At 46.4% G+C, this 23,879-nt stretch carries 25 protein-coding genes and 1 riboswitch; of the genes, 15 read left to right on the top strand and 10 right to left on the bottom strand.

Translation table 11 applies throughout. The features are described 5' to 3' along the window. Positions 1 to 5: 5 nt before the first annotated feature. Positions 6 to 224 carry a YgdI/YgdR family lipoprotein gene (locus tag B2W60_RS13370; protein ID WP_292359221.1) on the bottom strand — a complete coding sequence of 73 codons (219 nt, stop codon included), beginning with the start codon at positions 222 to 224 and terminating at the stop codon, positions 6 to 8. Positions 225 to 436: 212 nt separating this feature from the next. Between B2W60_RS13370 and B2W60_RS13365 the strand changes: the two genes are divergently transcribed. Together B2W60_RS13365 and B2W60_RS13360 are read left to right on the top strand one after the other, a co-directional pair. Further along, positions 437 to 1,720, top strand: a complete 1,284-nt coding sequence (locus tag B2W60_RS13365) for a GGDEF domain-containing protein (RefSeq protein ID WP_292359223.1) — start codon at positions 437 to 439, stop codon at positions 1,718 to 1,720. A gap of 207 nt (positions 1,721 to 1,927) precedes the next feature. Then, positions 1,928 to 2,263 carry a YegP family protein gene (locus tag B2W60_RS13360; RefSeq protein ID WP_292359225.1) on the top strand — a complete coding sequence of 112 codons (336 nt, stop codon included), beginning with the start codon at positions 1,928 to 1,930 and terminating at the stop codon, positions 2,261 to 2,263. 275 nt (positions 2,264 to 2,538) lie between these two features. Here the strand turns inward: B2W60_RS13360 and B2W60_RS13355 are convergent, their stop codons facing one another. After that, positions 2,539 to 4,224 (bottom strand): L,D-transpeptidase family protein, encoded by a 1,686-nt coding sequence (locus B2W60_RS13355; RefSeq protein WP_292359226.1) that lies wholly within the window; start codon positions 4,222 to 4,224, stop codon positions 2,539 to 2,541. 208 nt (positions 4,225 to 4,432) lie between these two features. Here B2W60_RS13355 and B2W60_RS13350 point away from each other — a divergent pair, with 208 nt between their 5' ends. Beyond that, on the top strand, positions 4,433 to 5,191 hold the full coding sequence (locus tag B2W60_RS13350; RefSeq protein ID WP_292359228.1) for a murein L,D-transpeptidase catalytic domain family protein: 759 nt from the start codon (positions 4,433 to 4,435) through the stop codon (positions 5,189 to 5,191). A gap of 46 nt (positions 5,192 to 5,237) precedes the next feature. Here the strand turns inward: B2W60_RS13350 and B2W60_RS13345 are convergent, their stop codons facing one another. Both B2W60_RS13345 and B2W60_RS13340 read right to left on the bottom strand, forming a co-directional pair. Beyond that, complete coding sequence (locus B2W60_RS13345) at positions 5,238 to 5,936, bottom strand: class I SAM-dependent methyltransferase (RefSeq protein WP_292359230.1); 699 nt, start codon at positions 5,934 to 5,936, stop codon at positions 5,238 to 5,240. Positions 5,937 to 6,241: 305 nt separating this feature from the next. Then, positions 6,242 to 6,682, bottom strand: a complete 441-nt coding sequence (locus B2W60_RS13340; protein WP_292359231.1) for a YqaA family protein — start codon at positions 6,680 to 6,682, stop codon at positions 6,242 to 6,244. Positions 6,683 to 7,008: 326 nt separating this feature from the next. On the opposite strand from B2W60_RS13340, the gene B2W60_RS13335 reads away from it, so the two are divergent. Beyond that, complete coding sequence (locus B2W60_RS13335; RefSeq protein ID WP_292359233.1) at positions 7,009 to 7,239, top strand: TA system antitoxin ParD family protein; 231 nt, start codon at positions 7,009 to 7,011, stop codon at positions 7,237 to 7,239. After that, positions 7,214 to 7,543: a type II toxin-antitoxin system RelE/ParE family toxin gene (locus B2W60_RS13330; RefSeq protein WP_292359235.1), complete on the top strand. Its 330-nt coding sequence runs from the start codon at positions 7,214 to 7,216 to the stop codon at positions 7,541 to 7,543. The genes B2W60_RS13335 and B2W60_RS13330 overlap by 26 nt, the downstream gene beginning before the upstream one ends. Before the next feature lie 90 nt (positions 7,544 to 7,633). Here B2W60_RS13330 and B2W60_RS13325 read toward each other — a convergent pair whose 3' ends face one another. The 4 genes from B2W60_RS13325 to B2W60_RS13310 form a co-directional block, all read right to left on the bottom strand. After that, a complete protein-coding gene (locus tag B2W60_RS13325) occupies positions 7,634 to 8,386 on the bottom strand; it encodes a hypothetical protein (RefSeq protein ID WP_292359237.1) in 753 nt (250 codons plus the stop codon). Between the two features lie 72 nt (positions 8,387 to 8,458). Next, positions 8,459 to 8,887: a PIN domain-containing protein gene (locus B2W60_RS13320; RefSeq protein ID WP_292359239.1), complete on the bottom strand. Its 429-nt coding sequence runs from the start codon at positions 8,885 to 8,887 to the stop codon at positions 8,459 to 8,461. 96 nt (positions 8,888 to 8,983) lie between these two features. Next, a complete protein-coding gene (locus tag B2W60_RS13315; protein ID WP_292359241.1) occupies positions 8,984 to 9,466 on the bottom strand; it encodes a hypothetical protein in 483 nt (160 codons plus the stop codon). Between the two features lie 205 nt (positions 9,467 to 9,671). Next, complete coding sequence (locus B2W60_RS13310) at positions 9,672 to 10,226, bottom strand: Smr/MutS family protein (RefSeq protein ID WP_292359242.1); 555 nt, start codon at positions 10,224 to 10,226, stop codon at positions 9,672 to 9,674. Positions 10,227 to 10,315: 89 nt separating this feature from the next. Then, positions 10,316 to 10,421: riboswitch (TPP riboswitch) on the top strand. A gap of 106 nt (positions 10,422 to 10,527) precedes the next feature. Here B2W60_RS13310 and thiC point away from each other — a divergent pair. The 5 genes from thiC to thiE are packed head-to-tail and all read left to right on the top strand — an operon-like array spanning position 10,528 to position 15,888. Further along, positions 10,528 to 12,339: a phosphomethylpyrimidine synthase ThiC gene (gene thiC, locus B2W60_RS13305; RefSeq protein ID WP_292359244.1), complete on the top strand. Its 1,812-nt coding sequence runs from the start codon at positions 10,528 to 10,530 to the stop codon at positions 12,337 to 12,339. Between the two features lie 21 nt (positions 12,340 to 12,360). Continuing rightward, positions 12,361 to 13,431: an NAD(P)/FAD-dependent oxidoreductase gene (locus B2W60_RS13300; RefSeq protein WP_292359246.1), complete on the top strand. Its 1,071-nt coding sequence runs from the start codon at positions 12,361 to 12,363 to the stop codon at positions 13,429 to 13,431. Further along, the gene (gene thiS, locus B2W60_RS13295; protein WP_292359248.1) at positions 13,421 to 13,642 is read left to right on the top strand and encodes a sulfur carrier protein ThiS; all 222 of its coding nucleotides are present in this window, start codon (positions 13,421 to 13,423) and stop codon (positions 13,640 to 13,642) included. Before B2W60_RS13300 ends, thiS begins: the two co-directional genes overlap by 11 nt. A 1-nt stretch (position 13,643) precedes the next feature. Next, complete coding sequence (locus B2W60_RS13290) at positions 13,644 to 14,441, top strand: thiazole synthase (protein ID WP_292359249.1); 798 nt, start codon at positions 13,644 to 13,646, stop codon at positions 14,439 to 14,441. Further along, the gene (gene thiE / locus B2W60_RS13285) at positions 14,434 to 15,888 is read left to right on the top strand and encodes a thiamine phosphate synthase (RefSeq protein WP_292359250.1); all 1,455 of its coding nucleotides are present in this window, start codon (positions 14,434 to 14,436) and stop codon (positions 15,886 to 15,888) included. Before B2W60_RS13290 ends, thiE begins: the two co-directional genes overlap by 8 nt. A gap of 4 nt (positions 15,889 to 15,892) precedes the next feature. On the opposite strand, the gene B2W60_RS13280 is transcribed toward thiE, so the two are convergent. Further along, entirely contained in the window at positions 15,893 to 16,735 is an 843-nt protein-coding gene (locus tag B2W60_RS13280) for an OmpA family protein (protein WP_292359252.1), read from the bottom strand. Further along, positions 16,735 to 17,250: an adenine phosphoribosyltransferase gene (locus B2W60_RS13275; RefSeq protein WP_292359253.1), complete on the bottom strand. Its 516-nt coding sequence runs from the start codon at positions 17,248 to 17,250 to the stop codon at positions 16,735 to 16,737. Before B2W60_RS13275 ends, B2W60_RS13280 begins: the two co-directional genes overlap by 1 nt. A 111-nt stretch (positions 17,251 to 17,361) precedes the next feature. Between B2W60_RS13275 and B2W60_RS13270 the strand changes: the two genes are divergently transcribed. The 5 genes from B2W60_RS13270 to ispH all read left to right on the top strand — a co-directional run bounded on the left by B2W60_RS13270 (position 17,362) and on the right by ispH (position 23,878). Continuing rightward, entirely contained in the window at positions 17,362 to 18,003 is a 642-nt protein-coding gene (locus tag B2W60_RS13270; protein ID WP_292359254.1) for an ABC-type transport auxiliary lipoprotein family protein, read from the top strand. 150 nt (positions 18,004 to 18,153) lie between these two features. Then, a complete protein-coding gene (gyrA, locus tag B2W60_RS13265) occupies positions 18,154 to 20,739 on the top strand; it encodes a DNA gyrase subunit A (protein WP_292359256.1) in 2,586 nt (861 codons plus the stop codon). A 5-nt stretch (positions 20,740 to 20,744) separates the two neighbouring features. Beyond that, the gene (gene serC / locus B2W60_RS13260; RefSeq protein ID WP_292359257.1) at positions 20,745 to 21,824 is read left to right on the top strand and encodes a 3-phosphoserine/phosphohydroxythreonine transaminase; all 1,080 of its coding nucleotides are present in this window, start codon (positions 20,745 to 20,747) and stop codon (positions 21,822 to 21,824) included. Between the two features lie 2 nt (positions 21,825 to 21,826). Continuing rightward, entirely contained in the window at positions 21,827 to 22,915 is a 1,089-nt protein-coding gene (pheA, locus tag B2W60_RS13255; protein WP_292359258.1) for a prephenate dehydratase, read from the top strand. After that, positions 22,916 to 23,878 carry a 4-hydroxy-3-methylbut-2-enyl diphosphate reductase gene (ispH, locus tag B2W60_RS13250; RefSeq protein WP_292359259.1) on the top strand — a complete coding sequence of 321 codons (963 nt, stop codon included), beginning with the start codon at positions 22,916 to 22,918 and terminating at the stop codon, positions 23,876 to 23,878. Position 23,879 lies beyond the last annotated feature (1 nt).

The following is a 23,879-nucleotide window of genomic DNA, read 5'->3' as shown; positions in this document are numbered from 1 at the left end:
CACAATTAACGTTCTTTAATTTCACTCACATCCCCAACAGGAATCTGGTTCTCGCGACCATCTTCGTCTTCATATTCAATCATGCCGGTTTCATCATTGACTTCTGGTTTGGTTGCACTATCAATCATGCGGCCATCATTGGTCGCAATAATGTGATCTTTGGCGCAACCTGCCAGGCCGATAAATAAAGTGGCAAATATTACAGTTAAAAAAGACTGCTTCATGGGTACCTCCCGAGTTAGAAAAACAGAAACTGCTTTTGTATGACGACCTCATGGATTTATGGTTGCGAGAGGTTTTTCCTGACTTTCAGGTGAATATTGGACCCTGGATATGGATTTATTCCCAGACTGCGAAATAGAACAATAAGAGAGCTTAACCATGAATATAAGGCGGTTTCGCTTGTCAGATGCCTGTCAACACGTAAGAATATGTCATGGATAAACCTTTTCTTGACTCATTTAGCGAATACGTAGATTTACTGCTCGACGCAATTTGTGCGGTGGATGAAGAAAGTCGCATCATCTATATCAGTAACGGAGCACAGCGTGTCTTTGGTTATCCTCCGGAAGATATGATTGGCAAGCGAATGCTGGATCTGTTGCATCCCGAAGATCACGACAAAACTCAGCAAAGCATCACGACGGTTATGCAGGATAAGCAAGTGCTTGATTTTGAAAACCGTTACATTCGTAATGACGGTCAAGTTGTGCATCTGCTCTGGTCAACCAGCTGGTCAGAAAAACATAAAATGCGTCTGGGTGTGGCCCGTGACATTACCCGCATTAAAGCGGCTGAAGCGATGCAACAATCGCTGATTTCTATCTCGGATACTGCTCACAGAACCAATAACATCAAGCCACTTTGTCAGCAGGTTTTATATCACCTTAATACGCATTTACCGGTGGCGACTTTTGGTATTGCGTTAAAAATGCCGGGGAATGAAACCTGGAAGATGCTGTTTGAAAGCGTAAGGGACTGTTTAAGCCCGCTTAAAGATGAGGTGATGTTCAGAATCGCCAGTCACAGTGATATGGCGCTTGAAACAATTGATGGCAAATTAATGCTGCTGGTCCCATTGCAATTAAATGAGGCAGGTTTTGGCCTCATGGCATTGGCATTAACCGAGCCGGATTTTTCACTGAACGAAAATGACCAGGCTTTGCTGACCTTTACCGCTTCTCAAATTGGTACAGCTGTAGAGCGTCACCAAATGCTTGACCGACTGCAATATCTCGCTTTGTACGATGCTTTGACTGGCTTGCCAAATCGTGAATTGTTTCAGGATCGTATACAACGATCCTTGTTGCGGGCCAAACGCGAACAAACGCATTTTGCCCTGATGTATATGGATCTGGATAAATTCAAAGAGGCCAACGATACCTTTGGCCATGCAGCAGGAGATTGTCTATTAAAGGAAGCCGCGCTCCGCATCACGCAATGTGTTCGTGAAACGGATACAGTAGTGAGGTTTGGCGGCGATGAATTCGTTGTTTTGCTTGATGCCGTTGAAAATCGAAATGGCGCTTTTGGCGTCGCCGAAAAAATTCGGGTGGAACTCGCAAAACCTTATGAATGGCAAGGAAACGAAATAGAACTATCAGTCAGTATCGGCATTTCTGTTTTCCCTCAACAGGGTGAACAAATCACTCAGCTCATTGCAGCTGCCGACGAAGCTATGTACAAAGCCAAAAAGCGCGGTAAAAACTGTATTTGTTGAGTTGAATTAGCCTCGTTATATGGAGTCTGAATGCAGTGATCTGGTTCGAAAATTCCAGCCTTGTATCAAAGTTGTTGAGCTTCATATATCAGCGTCAACCTACTATTGTGACAACATTATTTTGTTGCAAGCCATTGAGAAAAAGACTATTTTCATCTCAACGACTTGGAAGCAATGTGTTTTTTTACCAGAGGTAGGGAGAATGTCATGGCAGCAAAGTTCGAAATCTATGAAGACAAAGCAGGGGAGCATCGTTTCCGGCTCAAAGCCGGTAATGGTGAAATTATTTTGGGCAGTGAAGGTTACTCTTCAAAATCAGCCTGTAATAACGGCATCGAATCAGTCAGAACAAATGCACCGGATGACAGCCGTTATGAAAAGAAAGAATCAGCAGGCGGCAAGTTTTCCTTCACTTTGAAAGCTGCCAATCATCAGGTTATCGGCACCAGTCAAAGTTATAAAACTGCCTCTGGTCGTGATAATGGTATTGAGTCAGTCAAAAAAAATGCGCCTGATGCCAAAATAGATGACCAAACTCAGTAAGAAATATATGGGCCTTCGGGCCCATTTTTTTATATTCCACTCGTTCAAATAAAAGCGAAGTGCTCCTTTCGCTCCAGACTCAGTTCAGAGTGACAAATCATGCTGTAATTTCTATTTGATTGAATACTGTAAATTTCAGCTGACTCGGGTGTTGTTGTTTACAAAAGAAAGGTGTTCAAAGCGCAACCCTTTTGCCGATATTACCGGGAAAGAGCAGTGCACAGCCGCTTTTGATTTAGTCGATTCGACAGACCTGATAACTGATTACAGAGCGATCAAGGCGGTAATTCAGTTAAAAAGGTGTTTATTCTTCTCTGCTGCGCTTTAAGGGCCGTCGCCAATTCAACATCGCGCTGATACACATCCGGCCTGAATTCCACCCGGCCATCTTCATCTGCTGCTGCAGTCCAGTAGTCCATTAATATTGGTACTCTGGCAGGCAAGGGAATATTGCGAGTCTGTCTCCGTTCAATAGCGTCGATTATCGCGTTATGGGTTTGCTGACTTGCGCCAGCGAACAGCTCGTCAGCCAGGTTTCTGGCCCCTTCTACACGTACACAGCCGGAGCTGTAAGTACGTCTGTGACTGGCAAACAGACTCTGACTGGGAGTGTCGTGCAGGTATACAAAAAAGGGATTGGGAAAACGGATCACCACCAAGCCCAGGGCGTTGTTCGGTCCCGGATCCTGGCGTAGCTTAATTGACCCCGGATTTTGCCAGTCAATCGTGGCAGGGTTCAGCTCGCGTCCATCCTGATCCAGCACTCTGAGCCGGTTGGCAGCAAGATACGCTATATTCTTACGGATTTCCGGTAGCTTGTCCTGGCGATAGATGGTGGGTGGCACGGTCCAGTTAGGACTAAAAGTGAGATAGCTTACTGAGGATCTGAGGGCAGGGGTCTGGCGGCGGGCAGTTCCCACCTGCACTTTTCCTTGCCAGATGATCTGACCATCACGAGTATAGGTAACCTGGGCACCGGCGATGTCAACCAGCAACAGTGTGGGCGATATTTCCCGCTCCAGCCAGCGCATACGTTCCAAGTTGATCTTAAACTGCTCCTCGCGAAAATTGCGTGACAGATTGAGCGCATCCAATGTTTCAGGACCCACAATACCATCTACCTTCAGGCGATGCTGGGCCTGAAAATCCTTTACTTTTTCCACTAACGCTGCATCGTAGTGATCATCAGGGTGAGAAGGGCGATTGTCTGGCGCAATGTCGGTGTTGGGGATTTGTATCAATCGTTGGTGCAGAACCGATACCCTGTCATCTTTCATGCCGGGCCTCAACAGCGGGCCATGGGGCACATAAGGCCAGTTTACGTCACGATGTTGTTGATGCCAGATCTTATATGCTGAGCGTAATTGCCGGTAAGCAGAAGATTCTGGCCGGGCATGATCAATCGCGGTAGCGATATTCTGCAGACCTTGGCGAGCCACGATACCAAGGTTTTCAAGCGACACTGCATCGATCCCGTTGTCTTCCTCCTCAACGAGGCGCCAGATGGGAGCGATAACAGAACGATCGAGAAAACCATACTGCAAGTGGTAGAGCGCTGCCAGGTAGGCCGTGGAAGCCAATAAGTCACGACAGGCTAGCGTTTTACCATCAGTGTTCCCAATTATGCGCCATTGTTCCAACTGCAGGATGGCGTACATTTCAGGATCCAGGCCATCCCATTTCAGATCCGTCAGGGCAGCCAGCAGGGCATCATAACGCTTTTGATCGGTCCATAATGGAGCGGAGAAATGGTTACCGTAAAGGCTCTGTAGCCAGTCCGTCTGCGACTTTGATCTGCTGGTATCCGGAACGCGACAACGTTTGTCGTCTGACAGAATCGGAGCAAGATCGCTGGCGAACTGTGTTTGCAAATTGCTCACGGCCAGCACGTGACTGGGTAATACCGAGATGACCAAAAAGCATGCCGTCAAAGCGCACCACTTTTGTAACAAAATGTACAACCTTCTTGCTCCTTTCTTCAAGCCTGCTAGAATCCACCATTGGACTTGCTTAGCTTTCATCTCCGCCGCTGTTGTGAGCTAAACAAGCCCTAACCATAACATTGTTGATTGGCATGCGGATGAATTGTGCAGTCGCACCATTATTCCGGTTCTGGCATATTGACTCGTCCCTGAAAAGGGCACCAGAGCATTACGAGGGGAAAAAACGATGCACCAGTTCACATCCCGGCGCCTGACGGCAGCCTTTGTCTTAAGTTTTCTGCTTGTTCTTTCCATTCCCTCCCATTCCAACGATAACGCCATTAATGCAATAGGTTTCAAGTCAGTACAGCCCTCCCTCAATGAAGACCTGGTTAGGCAGGCCCCAAACCTGAATCGGGCCGTGCTGGACAAGGCCATCGCCGCCATGACGTGTGCCGTCAATCACGGTATTGATCAGGCTTCAAGACTGGCGATTATCGACTTTTCTCTACCATCCTCTGAACCACGCCTGTGGATCTTCGATCTGGACAGTCGGTCACTGATACTTGAAGAGCTGGTAGCCCATGGCCGCAATTCAGGTGACAACGTGGCCAGCAAATTTTCCAATGTAGAGGGTAGTCACAAGTCAAGCATCGGTCTTTTCCGGGCTTCTGAAAGTTATATTGGCCGGCACGGTTATTCCTTGCGGATGGATGGTCTGGAACCCGGCATCAATGATCGCGCCCGGGAACGTGCAATCGTTATCCATGGCGCCGACTATGTGAACAACCAATGGATTAAACAACATGGCCGCATTGGCCGCAGCCATGGATGCCCGGCGGTGAGCCGGGATGTTGCCGATCAGGTGGTAGATATCCTCAAGGATGGTCAATTTGTCTTTTCTTATTATCCAGATGATAAGTGGCTCGCTTCATCCCCCTATCTCAACTGCCAGCCTGAGCGGGTGGCAACTATTGTTGCGCCACTGAAAAATTCGGGTAGTTGATGCACAAGCGTTGCCTTCCCAAAGCAGCCTGTTTGAGCTGTTGATATCAAACAGTCTTGATACCGTACCAACCGCTAATCATAAACGCCTGAAAAAAGCGAATCGGCACGTCAATCCCGGCTTGTTTTAGCAGGTGTGCAGTTTCTGCTGGTGAGATGACGGAAAGCATTTCGCGTAGTTGCATTGGCAGATTCGCCAGTGATTCCGGAGTGGCTCCCATCATCGATTGCACTGCTTCCCAGTTTTTTAACATGAATGGAAATTCGGCTGAGTCCAAATCAAAGCTGATTTCAGTACTAATCAACATGCCATTAGTGCGTAAGCGGCTATACATTGCCTGATAAAAATTCAATCGGTCTTCATGCTTCACGAAGTGAGCAACCAGAATACTTAACACCGCATCAAAGCTGTCACCTTCAGGCACATCGTCAACATATCCATGAATCAGCTCACAACGATCCCGCACGCCAGCTTCGATAAGCCTTTCACGGCAGACATCCAGCATCCCAATAGATGGATCGACGCCAACAAAGGTCCAGTGAGGAAATGATTTGGAAAGGGAAATTATCTCGGCACCAGTACCAACACCCACACTCAGAATACGCGCCTGCTCTGGAGCATTTTTTAAAATAAGCCGAATCAGAAAATGCATATTATCGGCAATAGGAGCCAACTGCCGGTTTCGTTCATCATAAACCATTGCACCATTTGTAAAATGGTCGATCACAGGGGAGTTGGTGTTCATTCTGAAAAGCTCCAGCTAAGTTTTGCCGAGAGATTTGTTTTGATCAGGTTTAAACGTATGCAGAGTAAATAGGGTATAGGATAAGAGTTTTCATTGGTGCATGACAGCTTTGATTCAGATTCTGAGAAATCAAGTAATCGTCGAATTTCAACCGACTCTGACCCCATTGATTGGGTTAGGTTGGGTAGAGCTTGCGAAACCCAACAATTAGATAACGTTGCGTCATTTATGAAGTGTTGGGTTTCATTCTTCAACCCAACCTACGGAATCTGTCACTTTTTATTGTTGATCGTTTGATCTATCTGTCAATTTACGTTCAATACCATGTAACTAATAGCAACATACCGCAGAAATTTACCCGCAGTCACCAATATCAGAAACCACATTAAACGAACCCGCAAAACACCCGCCATAACCGTTAAGGGATCACCGATTATTGGAACCCAGACAAAACACAACGCAAACATGCCGTATTTTACAAATTTCTGTTCTGCCCGCACAAAATCAGCTTCCGACATCCTTAACCACTTTTTTACCACAACCAGACTAGCCCAGTAACCTAGCGCATAGTTGGTGAGTGAACCCAAAACATTACCTGTGGTTGCAGTAATGACTAGCGTAGTGGGGGATAAACCATTCAGCAATAAAGCACTTAAAACAATTTCGGAGCTTAAAGGCAAAATCGTCGCAGCTAAAAATGCAGCGATAAAAAGGCCAATATGGCCCAGCTCTAGAAAATATTCCATTGATGGTTACTGTTTTATTGCAAGGGCAAAGGTTAATGAATGAGGAATTATGTCATTGATTGTGGTGAAGTGAATTTCAATTGATTCTGACACTATTGATTTAATTAATATCATGATCCGATCTGATTGGTGAAATCGGGTAGGTTGGGTTGAGTTTACGAAACCCAACAATCTCCTTTTGCACAAACTGGCTGACCCCTTGATGTTTTGTGTTCACTAGAAATGAGGCTGAGTGTTGCGTAATGCGACAAATTGTCGCATACTTTTAATCAACATTTATTCATCGTATTGATGAAACTAAAACATAGAGATGAAAGGTATTAAATATGGCTACTAGCGTAAGACTGGATGATGAGTTTGTCACGATTGCCAGAGTTCATGCAGAAGCAGAAAGCCGCTCCCTACCTAAGCAAATAGAGTATTGGGCAAAAATTGGCCAAATCATGATCGACAACTCGGACTTGTCGTATGAATTTGTGCGTGAATCTTTACTGGCGACCGAAGAAGTCAAACATGGATTAGTTAAACCTTATGTCAGAAGAACAAAACGAAATTGATGTTTATGAATCGCGACGATTTGAGAAAGCCATTAAAAAGCTGACAAAAGCGCAACTCAAAGTGGTTGAAGATGAGATAGAAAAAATCATTGAAGACCCTGAGATAGGGGAGCAGAAGAAAGGCGATTTAGCTTTTTTGAGAGTGCACAAATTTCAACTTGATAAACAACTGGCACTTTTAGGATACTCTTGGTTGGAAGACAGGCTTGAGATGTATCTGCTACAACTGGGGTCTCACGAAAACTTTTATAAAAAGATGAAAGGGCAACGTAAAGTTGATCAGAAACTGATTAAACCTAAGTAAATAATGTACAGTCAAAAAGGGTAGCGTCCCCTTTAATTCGATTCTCCACCCCTTGATTCCATTTGTGTGTAACGACTTGTTACATGCACTTTATAACAGGTCTCCAAATCTTTTATTCCATTTACGTTCAAGGGGTTTAATGCGCGGTATTAATTTTTCACAAAACGCTTTTAGGCTATCGGCTATTTTAGAATCCGGTTTGGTTGAGGTTTTTAAAACAATGCTTAGAGACAAACCATATATAGCTTTTGCGTTATTGAACCTAAAAGTAGCATACCTCCAGTCAGTAACTTTATTCAATTCAACATGCAATAGAGGCGCAGCAGTTCCGGGACTTGGGTGAACAGCTTTATCCCTAAATCTAAAGTTTTGTTTTAATATCTCTCTCAGGCTTTTACTGCTTGGGGGTTTTAAACGAAATCCCATTCGAAAAACTTCAGATATTTGTTTATATCGCGCGGTACCATTTTCGCGCCATATATTAATAGTTTCCTGTGGAATATCTACATGCTGTTTGATACTTGAATAATAAGCATCCAACGCAATACTAGCAGCCATTATAGATTGCATTCCAGCAATGGATTCTTTCTTAAGGTAACGAGCTATTTTTTCGTTATCTTTTTCTTCCTTTGCAACCATTAACTTTTTATGAGCGGACTCAGTCGCTAGCAAATGTTTATAAGCTATGTCTAACCAATAAGCTGTCATGTCTATTCCAACATTAAGATAAATTGGACTAGCTTCGACTTCACCTTGCTCGTTAACCGACAATGTCAATGATGGAACACTAACAGTGTCTCCTTTAACTAGAAATACTCCTGGGTCAGGTTTTAAATCAGACACTAAACCTCCGTGTGCATGTAACGCTGAAATAAGCGGCGGCCCGACAGGGCCGGAACGTACTTGATTGACTGGTTAAAAGTCACTATCCGTCACTGGGTTGATGATGGTTATCTCCTCAGAATAACGAGAAAAATCATTATCGCGAGTGACCAACGGCACATTCTCAATTTTCGCTATGCATGCATAAACAAGGTCGGCGCCCTTCAACCGGTCGAAACGATTGAACAGGTCTAAGTCCCATGCCTTCTTTGTGAGCTCCGGGCCAACTTCATACGGCACAGCATTTTCCAAATAGATATGCCGGTACGGCTCTCGGGAGTCATTGTCACCGCGATTTCGCCGAGACTGAGTTGCTTGAAACTCAAAGATCGCCAGATTAGGAATGATCCATTTGGCATCTCTATGGTCTTCAGCAAAGGTATAGCATGGCAGATGGAACTCGTGACTGCTCCTGATTGCGGGAACCAAGAAGCTCGCATCTACAAGGAAAGTTTCTGCCATCCAGGACCCCTTTTAACGCCGCTAGCACGCGCGGCTTTGTAGTGAACGCGAAGCCGCAACGGAAAAGCCGTCGCCGTGCCTACCTTGTTAGCATTTTTACGACCACGATTTAATGATGGCACCAAGACAAACCGCCAATATTGTAACTAATGAAGGAAATAGCCACCGCTTCTCCTTCTCACTTTCGATGGCTCTAGAATGTAGATCAACAGCTGTTGATATTAGAGTTGCCGTGTCGCCGTTAGATAACGGAGTACGAGATATTCTTGTGTTTTTTTCTTGCTCGGGAAGGGATTCTATTTGATCTCGAGTAAGTATTTCTTGTCTATCGACATGAAAACTTCTTTGATGACTACGTCTCCACACGAGAGACACTTTATCTTTTTCCTCATTTAGTCGAAAGAACTCCGGGTGCTCAGAAAATACTTTTTCCCAATAGTCAGCATTGCTCTCTGTGCCAGTTATTCGCTTTGACCACCCAGCAAAATCAAGCTTGTAGAACTTATAGGTGCTCATTACTTGGATCGCCGCGATGACATCAGCCAATCTTTGATCCTTTAAATATGGTGATTTACTCACTAGGCCTCCTTGAATGCTAACAGCATGTTAATTAGGCCTTCGGCCTCATAATTATTTTATCGGGCGGCCATCTAATTATTACACCGCCATTGTTGGATTATCCAACTGTTTGAATAATAGTTAAATAATTAATTACAAGGAATCCTAATTAAAATTAAAAGGCCGTTGACCCGAAAAATATGAAATAAAAAGGCCAGTTATAAACTCACTTTTCAAACTGCCGCTTTAACAAAACATACAAAGCCCCAGTCCCGCCATCTTCAATCGTTGCACTGCAAAACGCCAAGACGGCATCACTTTGTCTGAGCCAGTGATTTAGTTTGCTTTTTAAAACTGGTTTGTTATCGCGTGATCCCCAGCCTTTGCCGTGAATGATTCGTACACAACGGATCTTTTCTTGCTGACATTGTTCGAGAAAATGGGAGAGGGTGGGTTCGGCTTTGGCGAGGGTGAGGCCGTGTAAATCGAGTTCTGCTTCGAGATGCACTCTGCCACTTTTGAGTTTGGCGAATTGGCGGTTTTGAATGCCGTCGCCACGGTATTCCAGATATTCCTCATTTCCCACAGTTTCCGGAGCGAATAGACTGGAAAACTCGCTGGTGTCATGGGTGAGTTCGGCTGCGGAGGGTTTTCTGACCCGTGGTGGTGGCGGTGGTTTTCGATGCACCAGACGGTCGTGTTTGATCGGCTCGGCGTCGCTCATTTCATTACGAAACAAGGAAAATTCGTCGTCATCATTTTTATTTTTGTTATCTGCCATGGCCGATGTTGCCTGATTTGATGCCGTTTGATGTGACCCATTGTGCCAGATGATGCTTGTGTAAAAAATGATTTTTAGTTTAGGATGATTTCCACTTGTCGGGGTGCCCCCTCTGAATTATCAGAAAGGGCTGAGATGAAACCCGTTGAACCTGAAGAGGCTAGAACCTCCGTAGGAAACAAGCCGGAATGCCGGTACGTCTGATTGTCTGACTGTAGCCGCCGTGTATCTCCATCACCTTGTTCGCGAAAGCGCAACGTCTTCATTTCCCCGACTTTTTTATTCAAAAAGGGGAAATCAGATGTCAGCAGCCAATCCAAAAGTCATTGATATTAAAGACCGTAGTGGCATTACTACTCAGCCATTACCGGGTTCTGAAAAAATCTATATTACCGGCAGTCGTGATGATCTGCGGGTGCCTTTTCGGCAAATTTCTCTGACTGATACACCGAACCGTGATCCCAGTCTGCCGGGTCAGCCGAATGCGCCGGTGATGGTATATGACACCTCGGGTATTTACACCGATCCCACTGAAACCATCGATCTGGAAAAAGGCTTAACGCCTATTCGTCAGCAATGGATTGAGGAACGCGGCGATACCGAAGTATTACCGGCATTCAGTTCTAACTTTACCCGTGATCAGGATGGGCAGGAATTTGATATTCCGCTGTTCACCAATCGCCGTCTGCCACGCAAAGCTAAACCCGGCAAAAACGTTAGCCAGATGCACTATGCGCGCCAGGGAATCATCACCCCCGAAATGGAATATATCGCCATTCGTGAAAGCATGGGTCGTGGCGCACTGCAAGCCAAAGGCGAATTGCCAGCCTATAAACCCAATCACATCACCCCCGAATTTGTCCGTAAAGAAGTCGCCGAGGGACGAGCAATTATTCCAGCCAATATCAATCACCCTGAAGCTGAGCCGATGATTATCGGCCGTAACTTTCTGGTGAAAATCAACGCTAATATCGGTAACTCTGCCACCACATCATCCATCGAAGAAGAAGTCGAAAAAATGGTCTGGAGCACCCGTTGGGGCGGCGACACGGTAATGGATTTGTCGACTGGTAAACATATTCATCAGACCCGTGAATGGATAATCCGTAATTCACCGGTGCCAATCGGCACCGTGCCGTTGTATCAGGCATTGGAAAAAGTAAACGGTGTGGCCGAAGATCTGACTTGGGAAGTGTTTCGTGACACGTTGATTGAACAGGCCGAGCAGGGCGTCAGTTACTTTACGATTCATGCCGGTATTCGTCTGGCGCATATTCCACTGACCGTAAATCGCACTACCGGCATTGTGTCGCGTGGCGGTTCGATTATGGCGGCCTGGTGTCTGGCACATCATGAAGAAAGCTTTTTGTACACGCACTTTGAAGATATCTGCGAAATCATGAAAGCCTACGATGTGTCGTTCTCGTTGGGTGATGGTTTGCGTCCGGGTTCACAAGCGGATGCCAATGATGAAGCCCAGTTTGCCGAACTGCGTACCCTGGGTGAATTAACCCATATTGCCTGGAAACATGATGTGCAGGTGATGATTGAAGGGCCGGGTCATGTGCCGATGCACAAGATCAAGGAAAACATGGATCTGCAATTGGAAGTCTGCCACGAAGCGCCTTTCTATACCTTAGGGCCGTTGGTCACCGATATTGCACCGGGATATGACCACATTACCTCGGGTATTGGTGCGGCGATGATTGGCTGGTTTGGTACGGCGATGCTGTGTTACGTGACGCCTAAAGAACATCTAGGCTTACCGAATAAAGATGACGTTAAAGTCGGCATTATTACCTACAAAATTGCAGCCCATGCAGCCGATTTGGCCAAAGGCCATCCGGGTGCACATGAACGTGATGATGCGATTTCCAAAGCACGTTTTGAATTCCGTTGGGAAGACCAATTCAATCTTGGTTTGGATCCTGATACCGCGCGAGCTTTCCATGATGAGACCTTGCCGAAACCGAGTGCAAAAGTGGCGCATTTCTGTTCTATGTGTGGACCGAAATTCTGCTCAATGAAGATTTCACATGATGTGAAAGAAGCCTTTGCCGAGAAGTCGGAAGAGTTTAAGGCCGGTGGCAGCAAAATCTATCATCAGGTTTGATTGGACCGGATCTCGATCGCTATGAAGCATTATCTGATTATCGGCAGTGGCCTGATTGGACGCCTGACAAGCTGGCGTCTGATTCAGGCCGGTCATGCCGTGACGATTCTGTCATCAGACGATAAAGCCGGTACTGACAGTGCCGGTTTTATTGCAGCTTCGATGATCGCGCCATTTACCGAAGCAGTAACGGCAGATCGATCGATTCGTGATCTGGGTATTCAAAGTCAGGCGTTGTGGGATAAATGGCTGGCTGAGTTTGATAAGCGAGTGTTTTATCCGAAAACCGGAACACTGGTGGTGGCACATGAAGGTGATAAGGCCGAATTGGCGCGTTATCAGCGTCGCGCTGCTCATATTCTCGATGCCGATGATTATCAGCAGATTGATGCTCAGCAGTTGCAAAACCTGTCACCTGAACTGGCCGAAAACTTTCAGTCAGCATTGTATTTTCCGGAAGAGAGTTGTCTGGATAACCGCCAGTTTTATCAGCAGGTTGGTGAGTTTCTAACCGAACATGCTAACTGGCAAACCATTGAACCGATTGAAACGTTAACTAACGCCACATTGGAACAAGTGTGTCAGCAAACTTTGGGACATTCGCTGGATAAATTTACCTCAGTAATCGATTGTCGGGGAAATGGCAGTAAGTCAGATATTAGTGATTTACGCGGAGTTCGTGGTGAGGTGCTGCGTGTTCATGCACCAGAGGTGAATCTGCAACAGTGCGTGCGGTTAATGCATCCACGTTATCCGCTGTATCTGGCGCCACGACCGGATCAGCAATATGTGATTGGGGCAACGGTGATTGAATCGGAAGATCGATCACCGGTCAGTGTGCGTAGTGCCATGGAATTGCTATCCGCGCTTTACAGTATTCATAAAGGTTTTGCCGAAGCCCGAGTGTTGGAAATGCGGGCGCATTGTCGTCCTGCATTACCTGATCATTTACCGACCATTCGCCAGCAGGAGTGGGGCTATCAAGTCAACGGACTGTATCGGCATGGTTATTTGCTGGGGCCGGTGATGGTCGACCAATTATTGACTAAATTATCAGAACAAACAGATTCGGGAGTGCGTTATGCAAGCTGAGTCGATTCAACCCATCTCACTTATTTTGAATGAACAGCCAGTGGAAACCATAAGCACTAATTTGCAGTTTTTTCTGGCTGAACATGGCTGGATTGAAGGCCGATTTGTGGTGGTGATTAACGACAATATTATCGCCAAGTCGGCACATTCAACTTATCAATTATCAGCAGGCGATCGCATTGATGTGCTGTCGCCGATCAGTGGAGGCTGACATGCAGGCATCTGACTGGACCGTTTACGGTCAAACCCTTAGCAGTCGTTTATTTATCGGCACGGCGCTTTATCCTTCACCGCAGGTTATGTGTGATGCCATTAAAGCATCAGGTGCTCAGGTGATTACTGTATCTCTGCGTCGGCAAAGTGCCGGCCAGGCCAATAGCGGTCAGCAATTCTGGAATATGATTGAAGCGCTGGGCTGTCATTTATTACCCAATACCGCAGGTTGTTACAGTGCCGCCGAGGCGATTAAAACAGCCCATATGGCCCGTGAGTTATTTGAAACTGACTGGATCAAACTGGAAGTATTAGGCGACAGTTTTAATCTGCAACCGGATCCGTTTGCCTTGCTGGAAGCCACCAAAACCCTGATTGCTGATGGTTTTAAGGTGTTTCCCTATTGCACCGATGATTTGGTCCTGTGCCAGAAACTGGCTGATGCCGGTTGTAAAGTCTTAATGCCTTGGGGCGCACCAATCGGTACTGGTCAGGGATTATTGAATCCTTATGCATTGAGAACATTAAGAGAACGTTTACCAGAAATGACTTTACTGGTCGATGCGGGTATCGGTAAACCTTCGGATGCGGTGCAGGCCATGGAACTCGGTTATGACGGGATACTGTTAAATACCGCCGTGGCCGAAGCACTTGAACCGGCATTAATGGCCGAAGCATTTAAACAATCCATCAATGCCGGACGTCTGGCGTTTGAAGCGGGCATTATGCCCAAACGCGATTCTGCCAAACCTAGTACACCCACATTAGACCAACCTATCTGGCAGCAACATGGCTAAACAAAATCAAACCGCGATCTTATTAATAGGTGGACTGGATCCTCAGGGCTGTGCCGGACTGACGGCGGATATTCAAACGGTCAGCCACCATGGTTTTCATCCGGTGCCATTGGTGACCTGTGTGACCGAACAGACCCAAAATGGTATGCGGGCGCTGAATCCGTTATCTGCTGAGAAATTTCTCAAACAATACGAAAGCAGCGTGGCTGACTTTGACATTTCAGCCATCAAAATCGGTTTGATTCCAAACCTTGAAATTGCCCAGGCCATTGAACGGATTCTGACCATTCATGATGTGCCGGTGGTGATGGACCCGGTGATGGCAGCCACAAGTGGTGGAGAACAGGCTGCACCTGAAGTACTTGATTTTGTGCGCAAGTCAGTATTACCAAAGATTACTTTGCTGACGCCGAATCTGCCTGAGATGCAGTACATCTCAGCGAATTCTGATTGCTCAGTGGAGAAACAGGTTCGCCAGTTGATTGAAGAGGGCTTATCAGCCTGTCTGGTCAAAGGTGGCCATGGCGATCAAAGTTTTGTATCAGATTATTTTGCCAATGCGTTTAGTCAATTTTATTGTTATCAGCGACGACTGAATAAAAATGTTCGCGGAACCGGTTGTGTGCTGGCATCCAGTCTGGCGTGTTATCTGGCCCAGGGCGAAGATATTCGTGATGCGGTGATTTTATCGCGTAGTTATATCAATCGCGGGATTCGCGAATCACAGACTCTGGGCCCTTATCAGTTGTTTTTCCACCAACGGCAACCATTCGAACTTCGCGATATCCCCAGGCTGAGTTATACCCCGGATTTGATTGGCAAAAGTTTCAGTTTTCCTGAATGCCCGGAGCGACTGGGGATTTATCCTGTGGTCGATAGTGCGGATTGGGTTAATCGTTTGTTAACCATTGGTATCAAGACCCTCCAATTACGATTAAAACAATCAGATAGCGCTTTTCTTAATGCAGAGATTGCCAGTGCGGTGGATATCGCCGAGCAGCATGGTGAAATTCAGTTTTTTGTGAATGATCACTGGCGTATGGCGATCGATAATGGCGCTTACGGTGTGCATCTGGGGCAGGAAGATTTGCATGATGCTGATTTGCTGGAAATTGAACAGGCCGGATTGCGGCTGGGGATTTCAACCCATTCATATTGGGAACTGGCCAGAGCATTAGCAGTAAATCCCAGCTATATTGCTTTGGGCCCCATTTTTGAAACCGACAGCAAACAGATGCCGTGGCAACCGCAAGGGTTTGATCGGTTAGCAGAATGGATACGCTTATTAGATGGACATACGCCACTGGTTGCCATTGGTGGGATTGATCCGCCGCGTGCCAGTGAATTGCATAAAACTGGTGTGGGTTCAGTGGCGATGATTTCAGCGATTACCAAAGCATCTGATTATCAACAGGTGACCCGTGAATTGCTGGCTTTGTGGGAATAGGTATTTAACGAATCAGCCGTATTTCAGAACGACGATTCTGTGCGCGTCCTGCGGGTGTTTTGTTATTAGCGATGGGTTTGGTATCACGATAGGAGTGCGTTTCGATAATCCCTTCATCAACCTCAGCCTGTTCGATTAAAAAGCTTTTCACAATTTGAGCCCGTTGTTCGGATAACTCAGTATTGAGTTCACGTCGACCAAAGCTGTCGGTATGAGATTCGATAATGATACGTTTGATGCTGTCGTCAATTTTGAGATAGTCAGCCAGTCGTTGCATTTGTCCGGAAGCTTTATTATCAAGAATCGCTTTTTCGGATTCAAAATAAACATTGAAATATTGCAGATCAGTAAAGCTGTCGGGGTGCATCTGATCTGAACAGGTCTGAAATTCACGCATGGCCGGCACGAACTGAACATTGGACAGAATAATACTGACCGGTTGGGTGTTGCCTTGCGTGGCATACTGCAATTGCACAAACTGACCCAATTGTAATGCCGACAAGGCTTTTCTGGCCGCATTACCTTCAATAACAAACTCACGCTGTCCGTAAGTTACCGGCAAGGTCAGCAGTTTTTGACTAACGTCTTCGCTTTGCCACGGGGTATTGGTAATGACTAAATCGACAGTGTTATGTGCAGCCGGGTGGTCTTGTGTGGTAATGGTTAATTTGATGGCCTCGCCATTGTGTCGATGAAAACTGACATGCCCATAATCGGTCACGTCATGGTGTAAGGCACAGGCCAATGCTGATGCTTCAGTTTCCCATTTGGCTTGATGAACCGCCGATTGAAAAACAGTATTAGCGATAGCGGGTGAAGCGAACAGCAAAAAAAGTAAAAATTTCATCAGTATTGAATTACGCTATGAACATTAAAATCGGTTAACAGGGAACGACCATTCAGGGCAGTGATTTCCATCAGAAATGCACAGCCAACCACATTACCACCCAGTAGCTGGATTAATTCACAGCTTGCTTTGGCCGTGACGCCGGTCGCCAGTACATCATCAACGATTAAAATATTGCCATTTTCAGCCACGGCATCAGCGTGAATTTCCAGGCTGTTTTCACCATATTCCAATTGGTATTCGACCTTGTGTGTAATGTGTGGAAGTTTGCCAGGTTTGCGCAGGGGAATAAAACCGACCTCCAACATGGAGGCGGCCAGTGATCCAAAAATAAAGCCCCGTGCTTCCATACCTGCGACGGCGGTAATACCGGAATTTCGATAGGGGGCAATCAGTAATTCGACGGCCTGTCGCAGTAAGACAGGGGATTGCATAAGTGGAGTGATGTCTTTAAATAAAACGCCGGGTTCGGGAAAATCTGCAATATCACGGATCTTGGTTTTTATCTCGTCCATCTGACGCCTAAATTATTTGAGAAGGGATAGTCACCACCAGTATTATAACGACACCAATTACAAGATCTGTAATGCAATTTCCCAGAAATTTTTTCAGGAGTACAACATTTCGTGAGTAACAGATGGCAGAGAGTGCTGGTTATTATTCTGTTCAGCTTTTTAACAGGTTGTTTCGGTTTCGGAGGTTCAGACAAGAAAGCGGAAAATATTGAGCCACGCTTTTATATAGTCGATGTCGATCGCGGCAATGTGGCCGCTCAGTTTGCCCAGGGTCGTGTTTTACGCATAAAGCCCATCCGCATTGCGCCACATTACCGGACAGAAAATATTGTATTTCGTGTTGGCGAAAATGAATACCAACCGCAAGCAGGCCATTTATTACTCACCGATCCACAGGTGATGTTTACTTCTCAATTGCAGCGATGGTTATCCAAAAGTGGTTTATTCAGCGATGTAATTACCGATGATTCGCAACCAGCAGATTTGGTACTGGAAGCCGCCGTGACCAAACTTTATGGTGATGATCGTGCCGAGTATCCGCCGCAAGCAGTTTTAGAAATGCAGTTTTTTATGAGTCCAGGCGATGCTGATCGCAGCAAAATGCTGTTTCAAACCGGTTTTCGTGTTGATGCATCCATTGATAAAACAAGCCCGCAAACCGTTGTAACTGGCTGGCAAAATGCGCTGGAAGAAATTCTCGCGACTTTGGAGCAGGATTTGAGCGATTATTTTGATAAAGCTGGTACACCCTAGCAGTAACTTATAATCGTGCAGGAAATCGCTCAGAGTGGTAGGATTACTGCTTTGATATGCTTGGCGCCTGTTTAGGTTTTCTCAGCAGAGTTTTTTGCCTGAAACTTCAACAAGCTAGGCTTGCTTTTGTTCATTTTGGAAGAATATTAAATGTCTGAGATTGCTCTGGAACTGGACTCGATCAGTATCGAAGATGAAATGAAACAGTCCTACCTCGATTACGCTATGAGCGTTATCGTAGGTCGCGCCTTACCGGATGTCCGGGACGGCCTGAAACCTGTTCACCGTCGCGTCTTGTACGCCATGCGTGAATTAGGAAACAGCTGGAACAGCCCATACAAAAAATCTGCTCGTATTGTCGGTGACGTTATCGGTAAATATCACCCACATGGTGATACAGCGGTATATGACACCATGGTGCGAATGGCTCAGCCATTTTCGATGCGCTACATGTTGGTTGATGGTCAGGGTAACTTCGGTTCGGTCGATGGTGATCCTCCTGCCGCAATGCGTTATACCGAAGTACGCATGGCGAAAATCGCCCACGAAATGCTGGCCGATCTGGACAAGGAAACGGTCGATTTCATTCCCAACTATGATGAATCCGAATCTGAGCCGGCTGTCCTGCCAACCCGTTTTCCGGCGTTATTAGTTAACGGCTCATCCGGTATTGCCGTGGGTATGGCAACCAATATCCCGCCGCATAATCTGACTGAAATTCTCAATGCCTGTATTGCGATTATTGATGAGCCGGGTGTCACTACCCGTGAGTTAATGCAGTATGTACCGGGCCCGGATTTTCCAACCGCCGGTATTATCAATGGTGCCAACGGCATTGCCGAAGCCTATGAAACCGGTCGAGGCCGTGTTTATATGCGTGCCCGCGCTGAGATCGAAACCAATGAAGCGACGGGCCAGCAAAGCATCATCGTTCACGAGCTGCCTTATCAGGTAAACAAAGCCCGCTTGCTGGAAAAAATCGCCGAACTGGTCAAAGAGAAAAAAATTGAAGGTATTTCCGCACTGCGTGATGAGTCTGATAAAGATGGCATGCGGATGGTGGTCGTCATTAAACGTGGTGATGTTCCTGAAGTTATTCTGAACAATCTTTACCAGCAAACCCAGTTACAAACGGTGTTTGGTATCAATATGGTGGCAATCGTTGATGGTCAGCCACGCACACTGGGCCTGAAACCGATTCTTGAAGCCTTTATCCGTCATCGCCGTGAAGTCGTCACGCGTCGTTCGATTTATGAACTGCGTAAAGCCCGTGACCGTGCACATATTTTGGAAGGTCTGGCAACCGCACTTGCCAATATCGATGAAGTTATTGAGCTGATCAAAGCGTCACCAAGCCCGTCTGAAGCCAGAGAAGCCCTGTTATCCCAGGGTTGGCGAAGTGAAATGATTCTGGAAATGCTGGGTGCCGCTGGTGCACAGGCTTCACGTCCGGAAGATTTGGCCGCTGAGTTCGGTCTGGTTGATGGCCAATATTATTTATCACCGGTTCAGGCGCAAGCCATTCTGGATATGCGTTTGCACAGATTGACGGGGCTGGAACAGGACAAAATCCTGCAGGAATACCGTGAGGTTCTGGATCAAATCCGTGACCTGCTGGCGATTCTGAGTGACCCGGATAATCTGATGGCTGTTATTCGTCAGGAATTAGTGGCCATTAACGAAGAATATGGTGATAACCGTCGTACCGAAATTCTGGATACCCATCTGGATTTGACGCTGGAAGATCTGATCACCGAAGAAGAAATGGTGGTGACCTTATCGCATGCCGGTTATGCCAAAACGCAGCAGCTGGATACCTATCAGGCACAACGTCGAGGCGGAAAAGGCAAAGCAGCGACCTCAATGAAAGATGAAGATTTCATTGAACATCTGTTTATTGCCAATACCCATGACACCTTATTGTGCTTCTCCAGTGCCGGTAAGGTTTACTGGAAGAAAGTCTACGAATTGCCGCAAGGCGGTCGTACAGCCCGTGGTAAGCCGATTGTGAACCTGTTACCACTGGATGAAGGCGAACGTATTAATGCGGTATTGCCAATCCGTGAGTTTGAAGCAGATAAGTTTATCTTTATGGCAACGGCGAGCGGTACCGTCAAGAAAACCCCATTAGTCGATTATTCACGCCCAAGAGCTAACGGTATTATCGCCGTGGATCTGAAAGATGATGACCGGCTGGTTGGAGTGGCATTAACCGGTGGTGAATCTGACGTCATGCTGTTCAGCAGCAACGGCAAGGTTATTCGTTTCCCTGAAACCGATGTGCGTTCCATGGGCCGTGTTTCTCGCGGTGTTCGTGGCATGCGTCTGGCCGATGGGGAACAGATTATTTCACTGATTATTGCCCAGCAGGAAGGTGCCATTCTGACCGCAACCGAATTCGGTTACGGTAAACGTACTAACCTGGAAGAATACCGTGTCCAGGGTCGTGGTGGTCAGGGCATTATCTCGATTCAGACCTCTGCCCGTAACGGTCAGGTGGTGGGTGCAGTGCAAGTCTGTGAAGAAGACCAGATCATGTTGATTACCAATGGCGGTACGCTGGTTCGTACCCCGGTTAAACATGTTTCTCTGGTGGGTCGTAACACGCAGGGTGTTCGCCTGATTAATCTCAGTAATGATGAAAAACTGGTGGGTCTGGAACGTGTTATCGAAGACGAAGATGAAGATCTTGATCTGGATGACCTGCCACATACTGACGACTTAACGGAAGAATAAGCACTTTGAGAGCCTATAATTTTAGTGCCGGCCCAGCGATGTTGCCGGACGAAGTGATGCTGATTGCCCAGCAGGAAATGCTGGACTGGCATGGCACAGGCATGTCGGTGATGGAAATGAGTCACCGGGGGCCGGAATATACTTCTATCGCAGAACAAGCCGAAGCTGATTTACGTGATTTGATGGGAATTTCAGACGAGTATGCGGTGCTGTTTTTGCAAGGCGGAGCATCAAGCCAGTTTTCGATGATTCCGATGAATCTGCTTAATGGTAAAAGCCATGCAGATTATTTTAATACCGGGGCATGGTCAGAAAAAGCCATTGCTGAAGCAGGCCGCTATACTAAAGTGAATGTGGTCGCTGATGCCAAGCCATCGCATTATCGAACCATTCCCGATGAAACAGAGTGGCAGTTGTCTGATAATGCGGCTTACGTGCATTACACGCCCAATGAAACTATTCATGGGCTGGAATTTGCTGACATTCCGGAAGTAGGGGATACCCCTTTAATTGCTGATATGTCATCAACCATTCTGTCACGTCCGGTTGATGTCAATCGTTTTGGGCTGATTTACGCTGGTGCACAGAAAAATATCGGTCCGGCCGGTTTGTGTATTGTCATTGTGCGTAAGGATTTGATTGGTAAAACTTTGCCGGGTACACCGACGATGTTTGACTACAAAATTCATGCGGACAATGGCTCAATGTATAACACCCCGGCTACTTACAGCTGGTATCTTGCTGGTTTGGTGTTTCAGTGGCTGAAACAGCAGGGTGGTTTACAGGGCATGGCTGAAATCAATCAGCGTAAAGCGGCCAAATTGTATGCGGCTATTGATGGCAGTGATTTTTATGCCAATCCAGTGGATATACGCTATCGCTCATGGATGAATATTCCGTTTACGCTGGCCAACAGTGATCTGGATAAACAATTTCTGGCAGATGCAGCCAAAGAAGGCTTATTAACGCTTAAGGGACATCGGGATTTGGGTGGAATGCGAGCCAGCATATACAATGCTATGCCTGAAGCCGGTGTTGATAAACTCATCTGGTTTATGTCTGAATTTGAGCGCAGGTTTGGTTAACCATGTCCGAAAAAAAAGCCCTTCAAGCCGTTCGTGAACAGATTGATAAAGTCGACAGGCAGTTACAGGATTTATTAAACGAACGTACGGCTTTAGCGCATCAGGTTGCCGAAATAAAACAGCAGTCCGGCGAGCAAACCGATTTTTATCGGCCTGAGCGCGAAGCGATGATTTTGCGACAGGTAATGGAACGCAATACCGGCCCGTTATCAGATAAAGAAATGGCCAGATTGTTTCGTGAAATTATGTCCGCCTGTCTGGCAGCAGAAAAAACCTTAAAAGTGGCTTACCTAGGCCCTGAAGGTTCGTTTACCCAGGCCGCAGCGTTAAAACATTTTGGTGGTTCCGCTGAGTTACATCCGGTCAGCACCATTGCCAATGTATTTCGGGCCGTTGAAACAGAATACGCTTGTTATGGGGTCGTACCGGTTGAAAACTCCACAGAAGGCATGGTCAACCATACGCTTGACAGATTCGCCAGTTCGCCACTGAAAATCAACGGTGAAGTGACCTTGCGTATTCATCATTACTTATTGAGCAATGCATCGCAATTATCTGATATAAAAAAGGTTTATGCTCATCCTCAGGCCTTGGCACAATGCCGGCAATGGTTGGGTGATCAACTTCCCCAAGTGGAACTGATTCCACTGGACAGCAACTCCGAGGCGGCGAAACGTGTTGCTGAAATGGGTGAGGATTGCGCTGCAATTGCTGCAAGTACGGCCGCTGAAATTTATGGCTTGCAAGTGCTGGCCAGTAACATTGAAGATGAAGCAGGGAATACCACCCGCTTTCTGGTGATCGGTAATCAGGATGTCGGCCCATCAGGCGTGGATAAAACAGCGTTACTGGTTTCGACAAAAAATAAACCGGGTGCGTTACAAAACTTACTCAAACCTTTGGCTGACAAAGGTATTAGTATGAGTCGTATTGAGTCCAGACCTTCACGGAAAGGTATCTGGGAATATGTGTTTTTTATCGACATTGACGGCCATTGTCAGGATCCCGTAGTTGCCAGTGCGTTACAGGAACTGGAGTCGGAATCCTCAGTTTTTCGTGTATTAGGTTCTTATCCAAAGGCAGTGTTGTAAATGGCAAAACTGGTTTTAGCCAATCCTCGGGGGTTTTGTGCTGGAGTGGATCGCGCTATTGAGATTGTAGAGCGTGCTTTGGAGCTATTTGGTGCGCCGATCTATGTACGTCATGAAGTGGTGCATAACCGAACAGTCGTTGAAGACTTGCGTAATAAAGGCGCGATTTTCATTGAAGAATTGTCTGATGTACCCGATAACAGCACATTAATCTTCAGTGCGCATGGTGTTTCCAAAGCGGTGCAGGAAGAGGGTAAACAGCGTGGTCTGAAAGTATTTGATGCGACCTGTCCTTTGGTGACTAAAGTACACCTTGAGGTCGCCAAACATGAAAAAGTGGCTCGTGAATGCATTCTGATTGGGCATGCCGGGCATCCCGAAGTGGAAGGCACGATGGGACAATATACGGCTGATCCCACAGCAATGTATCTGGTCGAGTCACCGGAAGATGTGGCGAAATTAAAAGTCAATGATCCCAATAATCTGTCATTTGTAACCCAAACCACCTTGTCTGTGGATGATACCAAGCTGGTCATCGATGCGTTGCGAGAGCGTTTTCCAAACATCATTGGCCCAGGTAAAGATGATATTTGTTATGCCACACAGAATCGTCAGGATGCCGTAAAACGTTTGGCTGAAAATTGTGATCTGGTACTGGTGGTTGGCTCAATCAATAGTTCAAACTCCAATAGACTCAAAGAGTTAGCTAATAAACTTGGTACAGAGTCTTATCTTATCGATAATGCTGATGAAATACGTCTGGATTGGTTGAAAGACAAACAGAATATTGGTTTGACTGCCGGTGCATCTGCGCCTGAATCATTGGTCCAGGCTGTGGTTGATAAACTCAAAATGCTGGGCGTTGAGGCGGTTACTGAAGATACCGGCCAGATTGAAAATATTGCTTTCTCGTTACCGAAAGCACTTAAAGTGGATATTTCCAGCCTCAGAAAATCAACCTAAG

This window comes from Methylophaga sp. UBA2496, from assembly GCF_002341635.1.
In the GTDB taxonomy this organism is placed as follows: domain Bacteria; phylum Pseudomonadota; class Gammaproteobacteria; order Nitrosococcales; family Methylophagaceae; genus Methylophaga.
The sequence above is the reverse complement of the archived record's forward strand: the minus strand, read 5'-3'. Positions and strand labels throughout refer to the sequence as shown.